Raw genomic sequence first — 15,257 nt, 5'->3', positions numbered from 1 at the left:
TGTATTTGGCTCGTAGTAGCGCTTTAGCGCCAAAACGCTATTACAAATAAGTTATGATTTTTCTTGCTAACCTACTTACTACCGTTTGAGATATTGTTTGAGTAATTCTTTGAGTTTTCTCAGCTGACAAGTTTGGGCTAAATGTCGTATTTGTTGGATTGAAGGCATCAATTGAGATTGATTTTGTTCCCATTGTTCTATTTGGGATAATACCTCTCGGATATCTCCTTCCATTGTCAGTTCCAACAGTTGTTTCAATTCTGGTGTTGTAGGGATAACTATCGATTCCGAATCGTTGCTAGCTTTTATTTGGGAAGTTTCCAAACTAGAAGTTTTTGAACTAGAAGTTTCCGAATTAGAAGTTTTTGAATTAGAAGTTTTTGAATTAGAAGTTTCCGAATTAGAAGTTTTTGAACTGGAAGTTTCCGAACTAGAAGTTTTTGAACTAAGGAGCGACCGCGTTAAACCATCCTGAGTTGTCCACTCAAGCTTGAGATAATGTTCTAAAAGTCTCAGTAATTCTTCAAAATTTAAAGGTTTTGCGAGGAAAGCATTTGCTCCTGCTTGGTAACATTGGGATTCATCGGCAGAAAGGGTACTGGCAGAAACCATAATAATGGGTAAACCCTGCCAAGCTGATTCTTGTCTCAGGATTCGGGTTACTTCCCAACCATCCATTTCAGGCATTATCAAATCTAAAATGATTAAGTCTGGCTGATGCTTTTCGGTTTTAGCAATCGCCTCAGTTCCCGAACTCCCTTGGATGACTTCAAAGCCCAGAGGTGTCAAAAAACTAACTAAAACTTCTAGATTATTATCTAAATCATCTACGATTAAAATTTTACGCTTTGCTCCTTGATAGCCAGTAATCTTAAGATTATTAGTCTTATCTGCTAGCGACTCTACAGAATATTGCCCATGAGCAAAATTTATGTCAAACCAAAATTCGCTTCCTTCTCCAAAAGTGCTGGTAACGTAAATTTTACTACCCATCTGTTCGGCAATACTTTGACTGATGCTCAAACCAAGTCCTGTACCTTCTTGAGATGATTGATGATGGTCTAATTGCTGGAAAGGTAAAAAGATTTCTGTTAACTTATCTGAGGGAATACCTATTCCTGTATCTGCAATATGAAAACGAATTTTATCAGCGTTATCTGTCTCGATCGCATCCCGGTTGTCTTTAGTAAAATCTCGAACATAGCCGACGCTAAAAGTGACTTTTCCTCTAGGGGTAAATTTAACTGCATTACTCAGAAGATTGAGTAGGAGTTGACGCAAACGAGTTTCATCTCCTCGTACTATTGGGGGTAAATCCGAAAGAATAAGATGCTCAAATTCAATTCCCTTTTGCTGACAACGAATACGAATCATTGCTTCTAAATTATTTAAAAACGAAGACAGAATAAAATCTGTTGATTCTAAATTGAGTTTTCCTGCTTCAATTTTGGCAATATAGAGAATGTCATTAATCAAAGTCAGCAAATGTTGACCAGAACGCTGAATCACCTCAATTCCTCGTTGCTGTTTTGCATTAAAACCTATTTCTTGTTGGAGAATTTGGGCAAATCCCAAAATTGCATTCAGAGGAGTTCGTAATTCATGACTAGTATGAGCAATGAAAGCGCTTTTAGCTTGATTCGCCGCTTCCGCTGTTTCTTTGGCTTGTTGTAATTGTAAGGATTGGTTTTGAATTTGGGTAAATAGATCGACCTGAGCGATGGAGATACCTAATTGAATACCAGTTTGAGTTAGCAGACGAACTTCTCCATCTTTCCACTGACGGGGATATGTGTTTTGATAAGCCGCGAGCAATCCCCAAAGTGTATCGCCTTGAAAAACAGGAGCAATGCAAAAGGCTTTTACTTGTAATTGTTGGTAAATTTCGCGGTGACAATCGCTAAAATCGGCTTCATCAATATTATCAATAGCACAAGTTTCGTGATTCTTATATCTACCCCCTGCGGTTTCTTGCAAATAGGTATCATTCCAAGGGTTTTGTAATAGATCTCCTCCTATAAGGGGAATGCAACCATTAGCCATTGATTCGGTAACAAACTCCCCACCATAATTAGAGTTAAATTGATACAGGGCAACGCGATCGCATTTTAAAGTTTCTCGTATTTTTGTGGTTGTAGTCTGGAATATTTCGTCTAAATCTAGAGTTTGGCGGATTTTTTCAACTAAACTAAGCAAAGTTCTTTCTCTGGCTGCCCCTTCCCTTAATTCTAATTCGGTATGTTTTTGTTCGCTGATATCCGTAGAAATCCCACAAATAGCATAAACTTCGCCATTATTATCAATTAAAGGTGCTTTATTAGAAATATAGGTGCGAAGGCTACCGTCAGCCACAGGAATTTCTTCTTCAAATTGTAAAACTGATTTGTCAGCTAAAACTTGCCGGTCGTTAGCGTTTAACACATCAGCAATCTGCTCGGGAAAAATATCGCGAGTACTACTACCTAAAATTTGTTCTTCGGTTAGATTCAGTAATTCCAAATACTGTCGATTAACTAGTAAATATCGCCCTTGGGTATTCTTGAGATAAACCATCGAAGAAGTTGTAGCTAAAATTGCTCTTAATCTCACTTCTGATTTTTGTAGAGCTTGAGTCCGTTCTTCTACTCTTTGTTCTAATTTTTGATTGAGTTGACGTAATTGTAGTTGAGATTCTTTGAGTTCTTCATTAACTAAGTAAATTTGTTGCTGAATGGTTTTGAGTTCGTCAACATCAATGAAAGAAATTACTACCCCATCTAAATGACCATCTTCGAGCAGATAGGGATTAATTCGCATCAATAAATAAAAATCCTCTTCCACTAACTTAACTTCTTTATCTAAACCTTTTTGGCTTTCAATGACTGCTTTGAGTAATTCGAGCAGATTAGGGCAGTTAAGATTATGGGTAATGTGTTTTAGGGGACGATTAATATCTGCTTCAACTAAATTAATAGCAACAGTAGCTGCGGGAGTAAACTTACGAATTTTTAAATCTCGATCTAAGAATACCACCCCGATATTCGTGCTCCGCAGCAAATTATCAATATCATTATTCAATTCAGTTAATTCGCCGATTTTTGATTGATATTCTGCATTAACCGTATATAGTTCTTCATTCACTGAATGTAGCTCTTCATTAGTGCTTTGCAACTCCTCATTAGAAGCTGTCAACTCTTCATTGGTAGCCTGCTGTTCTTCGTTAGTAGTTTCTAGTTCTTCAATTACTGCTTGCAGATTCTCACGGGTTTGCTGTAGCTCATACTCTAATTCTATAATTCTTTGGGAAGCTTCAGCATCAGCCTCAAACCTCTCTCCTGAAGGTTGATGGAAGACTTCATCTTCCTGAATGACAATGGAAAAAAAATCCGAGGCTAATTTATTGCTTTCATGATAAGTGACCTCCAGTTTCAGGCTACATTCCCGATTTTCTAATTCTATTTTAATACCCGTATAAGATACTGGCGATCGCTCTCGCTTTGCACGATGAAGAGCTGTAATTAAAGGCAATTGTAGATCGCGAACGATCATTTTAGTAATATCAGTTGTCGTTTTCCCAGAAGGTACCTTCAGAACGTTAATACCATCATTGGTAAAGGAATGAAACATCTTATGTTCGCGATCTACTAAAAAACAGGTAGCCTTGTATTTCTCTAAAAAAGCGCTCAAGGTTCTATCCAAAATCGGTTCGAGATGATTTTCCGATTGGTTTTTTGATGGAACATAAGTAAGTAGTTGACGGGATATTTTTTCAACACCCCTAATGGGTATATTCAGTTTGACATCTCGCCGTTTTTGATAAATTTTGTTTTTTTTATCTAGGTGCTGAAATTCTGGTTCGATGTGACCTAAAGTTTCTGCTTCTCCCAGAAATAAAACTCCTTTAGATACCAAAGAAAAATGAAGATTGCGTAATACTTGTTGCTGTAAATCTGACTGCAAATATATCAATACATTGCGACAGCTAATTAAATTCATCCGGGTAAACCCGGCATCCTTAGTAATATCGTGGGGTGCAAATAATAATTTTTCTCTTAGTTTACGAATTACTTGTAAACAATTATCCTTCCGCAAAAAATAACGTTCCAATCGTTGGGGATTAATGTCGTTACTAATGCTTTGGGGATAAATACCCTGGGTAGCTTTTTCTAATGCTGTCTTATCGATATCAGTGGCGAAAATTTTAAATCTTACTGGTTTATTGGATTTAGTAACCGCTTCATCAAGCAACATTGCCAGAGAATAGGCTTCTTCCCCAGTTGCACAAGCAGTCACCCAACAACGTAACTCTTCTTGAGGATTGGCTTTAGCTATTAATTGGGGAATCACCTCAGTTTCCAAAAAATTCCACGCCAGTGGATCGCGAAAAAATTGAGTTACGCTGATCAGCAAATCGTGCCGTAAAATTGCCCGTTCTTGGGAGGAGTTTTCTAACAGATGAATAAACTCATCTAGATTGTTACAACCACTTATCAAATAGCGGCGGTGGATCCGTCGAGAGAGAGTACTAGTTTTGTAATGAGAAAAATCGGTTTGCTCGTGCTGTGCCAAAATATTGGCAATACGTTCCAAGTTATGGGGTTTGAACAATCCTACTGGGTTAGTATCACTTTTATCTGGCGAATTAGGCGATTGTACCAACTGATAGATCGTCTGAGCTAATTTTTGGGGTGATAAAATTCTATCTACTACTCCCGTAGCGATGGCTGTTCGAGGCATGCCATCAAATTCAGCAGTTGTGGGTTCTTGTACCATTGCAAACCCTCCTGCTTCATTAATTGCCCTTAAACCCTTTGTTCCGTCGCTACCAGTCCCCGACAAAATCACACCAATCCCTCTTTCCCCATAGTTTTTAGCCAAAGATTCTAAGAAAATATCGATGGGAAAGTTCAGTCCGTGACGGTTGCGCTCTTCTTGCTCTAATAAATGTAGCTTTCCATTTTTTAAGACTAAATTTTTACCCGGAGGAATCAAATACACTGAATTCCTTTGCAATTTCATTCCTTCTGTTACCCGATATATTTCCATACGGGTACGTCGCTCTAGTAATTCCTTCATCAAACTTTTGAAGTCTGGTGACAGGTGCTGAACTACTACAAAAGCAGCTCCGCTGTCCGTTGGCATATGCTCGAAGAACTCCTCTAGGGCGCGGAGTCCACCTGCTGATGCACCAATACCGACAACAAAAAAATTTCCCTTTTGCTCGGAAGTGGATGAATTTACACCAGATTCATATTCTGACATAAACGACTATCTAGAAAAGTAGCGACTATCGTCATATAATATAATCCTATTAATTAAATCTTCCTATATCTTGATTTATCTTAAGTATTTGGGATTTAGAATTTGAGATTTAGACTGACAATCTTAATCTAGTTGAAAATTTTAGTTAGTTGAAAATTTTAGTTAGTTGAAAATTTTAGTTAGTTGAAAATTTTAGTTAGTTGAAAATTTTAGTCCTTATTTACTTAACCAAGAATACTGGCAAATAAGATTACTATACTTTAAATCCTTTTTTCTCATATTCACTGCGCTTTTTTTTGGTTCCGATGTTGACTTGATATTTTCGACTTTAGGATTAGGGATACGAGCTTTGTTTATCTGCCTTTGGACGCACTGCGTGTTTGGACGCACTACGTGAACAGCTTGCTGCGTGCAAACGGCGAAAGGAAGAAGGAATATATTAGCCCAGGGTTACGTTAGTAAAAAGAATTAAACTTAATAAAAATACCACAATCGTTTGTATGCACTACGTGAACGCCTTGCGGGCGCATCCAAATACTTTCTTCCTTGAGCTAAGTGGGTTTAAAACCCCAACTAATTGACCTTCTTCCTTCTTTATTTATGATATTTTGTCTCTATTTATCTAAATATTTAGTAATATTTTTCAGAGATATAAGATTAATATTTGATTTATCTGCAGCATTAAATTAGATTTGTCTTTCAATGGCTAAATTTGTATACACTTGCATTTGTTTGGAGATAGATAATTTACCCTCTTGAGTTTTTAGTTTATTGTGTAGGTCACTATCTTTTCCTTTTTGTTTAATTCATGTCTAATTTTTACAACTAGATGGAGATTATATTTTATCTATAGTTAACATAAAGTAAGTAAATAAACAGCTGTTCTATATTAGGATAATAAATTAAAATTCTATTCTTTATTTATTGGTGATAATTCAAACACTGACGAGTTATTTTAACAAAAACAAACGTAAAAAAACAAACTTGCACTGATAATACATTCTACCTTTGGGACGAAAGTAAGATTTGTGCAAAATTAATGATAGTAGGGATGTAAAAATGCAAAACTTAGTAAGTTTAAAGTTTGGTGATGGTTGTTTTGAACGAGGTTTTAGTAACAATATTAACATTGTAAAGATAATTAGTAGTAATAGCGAATCTACCACACGACAAATTCAACTCCCTCCAGCACCTGAAATCCCTGTATCATATCAAAAATGGAAAAACAGCTACACCAGCTTAGTTAATCCTGTGAGAATGGGTTTTAAGCTTAAGCAAACTACTAACTTTTCCTGGTTTGACGAATATCAAGAATGCGATCAACTTGCCGAAGATTTACGTTTTCAATTAAATGATTGGCTTTCAAATCTAAAATTACAATTAAAATCATTAATTGAATTAAATTTCGATTCAGAAACTATACTTAATATCAATACTCAGGATATTACATCTCAATTAACCAAGGATATTTTGCATCGGTTACCCTGGCGAGAATGGGACTATTTTCCAGGCAATTACTGTGTAGAAGTTGCTTTATATTTAAATGAATCAGAACATAAAATTACAAGCCAGAAACATGAGGAAGTATTTAGAAGAGTTAGGATTACCAGCATTTTTGGTGATGGTCGCAATATAGATATCGATACCGATAAAAAACTAATTGAAAAGTTAAAGCCACGGGGAGCAGAATTAATTTTGCTCTCACAACCAAAACGTCCAGAATTAATTCAGCTATGGGATGAACCCTGCGATATTCTATTTTATAGTGGCCATAGTCAAACGGATCGAAAAAATCAGGTAGCTTCTATTGAAATTAATCAGCGAGAAAATTTAAGTATTGCAGAAATTAGGAATACTTTCCGTGAAGCGATCAGTCCTACGGGTGCATCGAATACCAAAGGTTTGAAATTAGCAATTTTCAATTCTTGCGATGGACTTGGTTTAGCCGAACAACTGTCAGATTTGAAATTACCTTACATTATTGTTTGGCGGGAAGCCGTTCCAGATAAAATTGCTCAATATTTTCTCGAGTATTTTCTGGTTTCTTTTGCTCGGGGTAAGTCTTTATTTGCTTCCATGCGAGATGCAAGGATCAAACTCCAAGAACTTAAAGATATTGAAGATACTAAAAACCAACTTCCAGGAGTAAACTGGTTACCGATTATCTGTCAAAATACTACAGAACCACCACCGACCTGGGAAGATTTGGGTGGACTTACCGGTAAACTTCCCGATTCTCCCTATAAGGGTCTATCTGCTTTTCGAGAAGAAGATGCAGGATTATTCTTTGGTAGAGATCGGTTTATCGCAGATTTAGTTAAAGCTGTGTTGAATAAACCTTTAGTTCCTGTAGTTGGGGCTTCTGGAAGTGGTAAATCTTCTGTTGTGTTTGCGGGTTTAGTCCCTCAGTTGAAAAATAACCATCGAGTGAAGATTGTATCTTTTCGCCCGGGGAAAAATCCTTTTGATGCACTAGCTGTAGCTCTGAGCGCCCACTATAAATCCCAAGAGCCAGAACATAGTAAAGAGGAGGACACCACCACAGGAAACAGTTATAGGTTAAAGGAATTGGCATTGGAAATCGATCTGCATGACGATGAGAAAAAATTACGCAAAATTGTGGAAAACATCGTCAATTCTAGTACCTCCAGCCCATTGGAACGCTTAGTATTAATTGCCGATCAATTTGAAGAAATATATACTTTGGCTGCACAAGAACAGCGTCAAAAGTTTTTAAATACATTACTTTATGCAATTAAATTTACTCCAGGTTTTACTTTAGTGTTCACCCTCAGGGCTGATTTCATGGGGAAAGTACTGGATTATCAACCAATGGGTGAAAATTTGCAGACATACCCACCAATGTTACTTACCCCCATGAAACCTTCTGAATTGCGGGTAGCAATAGAAAAACCGGCAGAAAAAATGAAGGTAGAATTAGAACAAGGGTTAACTAGTAAGTTAATTGACGATCTAGGAAAGCAGCCAGGGCGTTTACCTTTGTTGGAGTTCACCCTGACGCAACTTTGGCAAAAACCAAATAAATGGTATCTTACTCATCGCGCTTATGGGGAAATTGGTGGTTTAGATAAAGCCCTAGCCAAATATGCAGATTCAGTATTACAGCCCCTATCTGTTGCAGAAAAACAACAAGCCGAACGGATATTTATTCAATTGCTACGTCCTGGGGAGGGTACGGAAGATACCAAACGGATGGCGACTCGTGCAGAAGTAGGAGAAAATAACTGGAATCTAGTCAAATGCTTAGCTGATCGCCGTTTAGTAGTAACTGGATGGGATAAAACAAATCAAGTTGAAACCGTAGAAATTATCCATGAAGCCTTGATTCGGGAGTGGGGGACCTTACGGGATTGGATCGAACGCAACCGTGAGTTTCGAATTTGGCAAGAACGTTTGAAACCGGAAGTACGCCAATGGGAAAATAAAAAGTACGATCCAGAAGCCTTATTACAAGGTACTCGATTGGCGGTCGCTCAAGATTGGTTAAAACAACGTCCTGAGGAATTGACGTTAGTAGAGCAAGATTTTATCTGTGCTAGTGTCAGACAAAGAAATAAAGAACGACGCAAACACAAACGCGGACGACACCTGACTATTTCTGGATTGGTTAGTGGTTTGATGTTAGTTTCCACCTTTGCTGGTATCAGTGAAATTCGTAGGACTGATGCTGAAGTTGAGAAAATAAGCAGTATTGCGGAAAAGTTATTCACTCAGAATGACCACGAAGCAGCTTTAACGGAAGCAATCAAAGCAGGTAAATTACTCCAGCAAAATATCTTGAAACCGTGGATCCCCTCTGAAACCCGCATGCAGGTAATATCCACATTAAATCAAACCGTTTATGGGTATCAAATTAAAACCCTTAAGGGACACTTAAGGGATATTATTAGTGTTAACTTTTCATCTGATGGGAATTTAATTGCTTCTGGCTCTGGAGATTTCACCATCAAGCTTTGGAATCCGAATACGGGAGAAGAAATCAAAACTCTCTCTGGTCATAAAAGTGCGGTAATTGATGTTGCTTTTTCCCCAGACAGTAAAACAATTGTTTCTGGTTCTGCTGACAGTACAATTAAACTTTGGGATGTTGAAACCGGAGAAACGATCCAGACTTTTACCGGTCATTCATCAAGAGTTATTAGTGTTGCTTTCTCCCCAGACGGTAAAATTATTGCTTCGGGTTCTAGTGATGCTACTGTCAAGCTATGGGATGTGGATACAGGAGAAGAAATTAGAACCCTCACTGGTCATTTACATGAAGTTTATAGTGTTAATTTCTCAAGCGATGGTCAAAAACTAGCTTCGGGTTCGAGTGACAGCACGATAAAACTTTGGGATGTAGCCACAGGAAGAGAAATTAAAACCCTGGAAGGTCATAGGGGGGGAGTAATTGATGCCAACTTTTCTCCCAATGGTCAATTAATTGTTTCTGGTTCGAGCGATCGCACAATCAAAGTTTGGGAAGTTGATACCGGTACAGTAATTCAAACCCTTAAACATCATAGGGGTGCAATTAATAGCGTTAGCTTTTCACCTGATGGTAAGACCATTGCTTCTGGTTCCAATGACTATACTCTCAAACTGTGGGATACTAAAAATTGGGAAAATATTAGGACTTTTAAAGGACATTCCAATCGAGTCAGAAGCACCAGTTTTTCCCCCGATGGTAAAACTATTGCCTCTGGTTCCATTGACGGTACAATCAGGATTTGGAATACTATTGACAATAATATTCTTAAAAAAAGAAAAAAATTTAAAAAACATGAATATGAAGTTATTAGTGTCAGTTTTTCTCCCATCAACATTTCAACACCACAGGGATTAGCTCAAGGTATTGCGTCCGGTTCTCGTGCAGGGATGCTGAAAATTTGGAACCGGAACACAGGAGAAGAAATTCATACCCTCAAAGGTCATTCCGGTGAAATTAGAGGTTTTAGCTTATCTCCCGTCGATGTAGAAACTTCCCAAGGATTGGGAAAAATAGTTGCTTCTGGAACAGAACAGGGCATAATTAAAATCTGGGAAATGATTACGGGGAAAGAAATTCGGACTCTAAAAGCCCATGACCGCCCCATTAGAGAAATTAGATTTTCCCCCAATGGGAAAATTATTGCCTCAATTTCTGACGAAAATATCATAAAAATTTGGGACACCGATACAGGAAAACAAATTCAAACCCTGAAAGGACATTCAGGAGAAGTAAGCAGCATTAGCTTTTCCCCCAACAGCAAAATAATTGCTTCCGGTTCTGTTGACCAAACTATTAAACTCTGGAACCCTAACACAGGCGAAGTAATTAAAACTTTGACTGGAGATTCTCACCGAATTGGTAGTGTCAGTTTTTCCCCCAATGGGAAAATTGTTGCTTCGGGTTCACAAAATGGCACAATCCAACTGTGGGATCCCAATACGGGAAGAAATATCAGAACGATTAAAAGACATTCTCACCCAGTTACCAGCCTCAGTTTTTCCCCCAACGGTAAAATCCTCGCCTCTGGTTCGACAGATAATAACATTAAGCTTTGGAATTCGAACACAGGAGAAAACATTCAAATTCTTGGGGGACATTCTCGTTCAGTTACTACCCTTAGTTTTTCCCCAGACAGTAAAACCATAGTTTCTGGGTCCAAGGATAAAACAGTAAAATTATGGGATACCTCCACAGGAAAGCAGATACGAAGTCTTAGAGGACACCATAGAACAATTACCAGTGTTAATTTCTCATCTGACGGAAAAAATATTATATCTGCCTCCCGTGATGGTAGCGTCAAACTGCGGGATGTTGAAAGTGGGGGAAGAAAAGAAAACATCAAGCTTCATTCCAGTTCCATCAATGATATTGATTACTCCAGCGACGGAAAAATAATTGCTTCTGCATCTTGCGATCGCACCGTGAGGCTATGGAATAGTTCTACAGGTAAAGAAATTAGAACCTTAAAACATGCTAGCGGAGTAAATACTGTTAACTTTTCCCCCAACGGAAAAATGATTGCTTCTGGTACAGATGATGGTAGCGTAACGATATGGAATAGGGATGGAACCATCAAAATATGGAATCTTTTAATTCCGGAACAAATTAAGAACGATAAAAGTCAAGCTACAAGGGTAAGAACACTAGAATTTTCCCCAGACAGTGAGACTATCGCATTTAATTCTAATGAAAATACCATTAGAGTTTGGAATCTTTCCACTAGAAGGGAAATTCATATCCTCAAAGGACATTCAGGGGAAGTTAGAAGTCTTAGCTTTTCCCCCGACGGTAAAATCTTAGCCTCTGGAGCGGTTGATAACACAATAAAACTTTGGGACACCCACACAGGTAAAGAAATTAAAACCCTCAGAGGACATTCCGACAAGGTAATCAGCGTCAGCTTTTCCCCAGATGGTAATATTATTGCCTCTGGATCTGCTGACCGTAAGTTGCGACTGTGGGATGCAAAGACCGGTCGGGAAATCAAAGCCCTAAAAGGAAATGACAGTTGGGTTCGTAGCGTCAGCTTCTCTCCCGACGGCAAAACAATTGTTTCTTCATCAAGTCACGGTAAAGTGATGCTATGGAACTTCGATCTAGTAGATTTGATTGACGAAGGATGTAACTTAATACGTGGGTATCTGCGAAACAATCCTGATGTCAATGAGAACGAGCGATATTTATGTGGTGAAGTTAACTTTTACCGCTAAATTATGCGCAATACTTACAGTACGCTTACGCTAGGTCGCGCCCCGCTTTGCTAACAGTAATCAGGAGTCAGGAGTAGAACACTCTTTGAACCCACTCGATCTCTACCTTTGGGGCTTAACTTTACCTCACTTATTTGCGATCTACTACAGCTTTTGATTGGGATCGGTCATGCGTTACCACCAATTATCCATTACCAATCCTTACAAATTAATATAATTGACTTAAAAGTAATTGTTACAACACAAATTGCTCGACTATAGCCAGTTCTTCATAACTAATTTCAACTTTGAATTGTTTCCCTGGAGATTCATTAAACTCTAGTTGAATAAAATTATCAGAACTTCTTGCAATTACTTCTTCAGTGTCTGAGTTTTCAGTATCTGGGTTAAGTATGACTTTGAGCTTCAAGTTTTGTGGGAGATATTGCTGCACCTCATCAGGACAAACCTGTACGATTACATCTTTCTCATCTTTAAGTTCATCATCAGGTTTTACGCGAATCACTAAAGCGACTTTTTTATTTTTTAATTTCAGCCCTAAATCGTATTTTTTACTCCCTGTTATTTCAAGATTTTGAGTACTTTTGAATTTACTTCGAGCAGGTCCCCAAGATAAAGATTTACGTTCCTCCCAATATAAACTAGGAGGGTAAAAATCCTCTAAAGATTGCCAACCTTCATCAAAAATTCCGCCCAACCATTTACCAATATCAACCAAAGACTTGATTTTCTTGTTTGTGGCATCTATTATACTATGCCCATACCCCGGTAAAGGAATCGCATTTACTTTCAAAAACCGGGTATATAGCAACAGATTATTTACCTCCGGATCGAAGCAAGAGAGGGGTACACTGAAATCTTTACCATAATTTACTCCCTCTAATTCTCCCTGGAGCGATTGATGGTATTTTGCAATTTCGTCGTAACGTATAAATCCATGAACTATTAGTTCTTCTTGTTCCTCTAAAACTTCAATTAACACATAAAATTGTGAAGCTAGATTAACTTCTTGAATTGATTCATGAGCTATCTTCAAAGACTCATGCTTTAATTCATAAACAACGATTAAACATAATTTAAAAGCACCGACTTGTAGGTGATAAATAGTATTACTGCTAGTTGTACATTCAGGTTGTAATACTGAGCATTTATCTGAATTTATTTTTACATTTGGAATTTGCCCTTGTAACCATTCAGCAAAGCCTAATAAGGCTAATGCATTTAAATAAGTTTGCCATCGACATCGTTCGTCATTAACTTCCTGACTTATTTCTCTCGCTTTCTCAAAATCCTCTGGTTCTAAACCAATAATTTTTAGTCGCGATGCTAGTTTTCTGGGAATTGGTAACGATGATTTTATCATATTCCTTTCCTTATTTCTCATATACAGTAAATGAATCTTCTTTGGTGGTTAATAATATTAATTAATTGATTATCAATTAATATCTGGAATTGTCGAGATACTGTCGTAACAATTGGGCAAATAAACTATTTCTACTTTGGTTTTTAGGGGTAAAAATTTCAGAAAATGCTTCTTCAAAAGCGAGATCGTAGATAAAACCTCTAATTGCCTCAGCCACCTCCTTAAGATAATCTGGGTCTTGGGATACCAATTGTAAACGCGAATCTATCTGTTGTTGGATAATTTTATTCATAAAAATTTCCTCACTTAAATATTGAATATCAGTCAAAAGTTCTCTTAAATTAAAAATTCTGCGGGCTTTATGCCATTCAATACCCCATAATTTTGCAATTTCACCTAAGTTGCGAGGATTTTTTTCTTGGTAATATAGCCGTAGTCCTTCCGGGAATTTTTCTGCAAAATAGGCGTATTTTTTTCTTTTTGCTAAAGATAATTTTTTCTGCTCAATTTTTTGGGCGATTGCTTGAGATAAAACTTCTATAGCTAAGTCAGAACAGAGATTTTGCAAATCCTGATATTCCATTTTTTCAGGATCGTTACTATAAGAAGGTGGTAAATTTGGGTTGGGTATATAATTACTTGGATTAAGCATAAAATTATTACCCGAATACTCAGGTATTTCCGTTGATTCTGTTCTCGGACTTCCTGTTTCTTTGGAAAGCTTATCTTGACGTAAAATATCCGCGATTCTTCTGAGATTATAAATAAGTATTTGGGTAGAAAAAACAAGATCCTGACGACCCAGTAAATGGATCATTTCCTGCAATTGTTTTGTTGTCGGTTCTGAAGATAATCCTTGCTTTCCCGAGTTTAGTCTGTCGCGACGATAAACAGCATGAAAAACTTCTACAATCTTGCGATCGCTAACCTCTAAAAGAGGCTCAAGGGTCTTAGGAATATCCCTACATAGTAATGCCCAATCACTAGGAGTACGATATCCAAAACTCCACAGATATTTCTTCAATTCAAGACACTGGGGAGTCCGTCTCATTACCCAATTATCTAGCTTTTGACTTTTGCTCAGTTCGGGATTATATGTTCGAATAATCTCAACACTAAAAAACCTTCCTTCCTTTTCCAGTAAGCGAGATTCCCCATTAGCACCTAACATGATTTGATTTTTCCCATCTCTGTCCAAAACGATGAGGGTCTTACCATCATCGTTGAGGACGAATGGGAGTAAATCGACGTACGTAAACGGTCTTTCATTTCCGGGCTTATAAGCTGCGATTTTACGACAAGCAATTAAGATATTCTGGGATATATAGCACCTGAGACATAATCCGGCTAAAGCGCGCTCTCTAATAGTCTCGCCATGATAGAAAATTTGCCACAAAATCCTTTGGACATATCTTTCATCTTCACTAGGAAGATTTTCTAAGACAGCTAAGTCCGGAAACTGAACTTTAAAGAATTCTTCTGCTAAATTTAGCTTGACATCTTTATAACCACCTCTCACTCTACTTTTTTCATACATTGGAGGGCTAATGACGCAAATATTCCAATATCTTGATGTGGTAACCATAGTTCCTTGAGCTAGCATCTTATTATTTTGTGTGTTCTCAATAAATTTTTTTTTAACAAGAACACAACTTGTAATGTATAAACTGGGTAAGTTAGACAATTTATGAAACATGGTAGCCACAAGAAAGCCGATTTTGTTACTGGCGTCTTTTTACTAAGATTTTGAACCCATGTATCTGTATAGGTGCATTTTTGACGACCCATACATTTTTTTATGCTTTCCTACATAGATTGCGCAACTAGGATATTAAATTAAACTATATTTTTTGAATTTCTTCTTAGCGATCGAGGTGATTTCCCACAAAAACGCCTCCTTCTCTTCCCACACTCCCCCTTTCACTCAATTGGGTAACTTCTTATAGGAATA

Annotated in this window: 4 protein-coding genes; 1 reads left to right on the top strand and 3 read right to left on the bottom strand. The window is 37.5% G+C overall.

Going from position 1 to position 15,257, the window contains the following annotated elements; all coding sequences use genetic code 11:
- Positions 1–78: 78 nt before the first annotated feature.
- Complete coding sequence (locus tag BC008_RS00870) at positions 79–5,241, bottom strand: chemotaxis protein CheB (RefSeq protein WP_058182955.1); 5,163 nt, start codon at positions 5,239–5,241, stop codon at positions 79–81.
- Positions 5,242–6,300: 1,059 nt separating this feature from the next.
- Between BC008_RS00870 and BC008_RS00865 the strand changes: the two genes are divergently transcribed.
- Positions 6,301–11,943, top strand: coding sequence for an nSTAND1 domain-containing NTPase (locus BC008_RS00865; protein WP_058182954.1), 5,643 nt, complete (start codon positions 6,301–6,303; stop codon positions 11,941–11,943).
- 235 nt (positions 11,944–12,178) lie between these two features.
- Here the strand turns inward: BC008_RS00865 and BC008_RS00860 are convergent, their stop codons facing one another.
- Positions 12,179–13,306 carry a DUF1822 family protein gene (locus BC008_RS00860; protein ID WP_027843563.1) on the bottom strand — a complete coding sequence of 376 codons (1,128 nt, stop codon included), beginning with the start codon at positions 13,304–13,306 and terminating at the stop codon, positions 12,179–12,181.
- A gap of 76 nt (positions 13,307–13,382) precedes the next feature.
- Entirely contained in the window at positions 13,383–14,891 is a 1,509-nt protein-coding gene (locus tag BC008_RS00855; RefSeq protein ID WP_153009499.1) for a hypothetical protein, read from the bottom strand.
- Positions 14,892–15,257: the final 366 nt, after the last annotated feature.

Source organism: Mastigocoleus testarum BC008 (genome assembly GCF_001456025.1).
GTDB lineage: Bacteria > Cyanobacteriota > Cyanobacteriia > Cyanobacteriales > Nostocaceae > Mastigocoleus > Mastigocoleus testarum.
Note: the sequence above shows the minus strand (reverse complement) of the source record. Positions and strands in the feature narration are given on the sequence as shown.

Excerpts from the sequence above, each read along its gene's own strand:
- BC008_RS00860 (WP_027843563.1), bottom strand. The coding sequence starts at position 13,306 with ATGATAAAATCATCGTTACCAATTCCCAGAAAACTAGCATCGCGACTA.
- BC008_RS00870 (WP_058182955.1), bottom strand. The coding sequence starts at position 5,241 with ATGTCAGAATATGAATCTGGTGTAAATTCATCCACTTCCGAGCAAAAG.
- BC008_RS00855 (WP_153009499.1), bottom strand. The coding sequence starts at position 14,891 with ATGGTTACCACATCAAGATATTGGAATATTTGCGTCATTAGCCCTCCA.
- BC008_RS00865 (WP_058182954.1), top strand. The coding sequence starts at position 6,301 with ATGCAAAACTTAGTAAGTTTAAAGTTTGGTGATGGTTGTTTTGAACGA.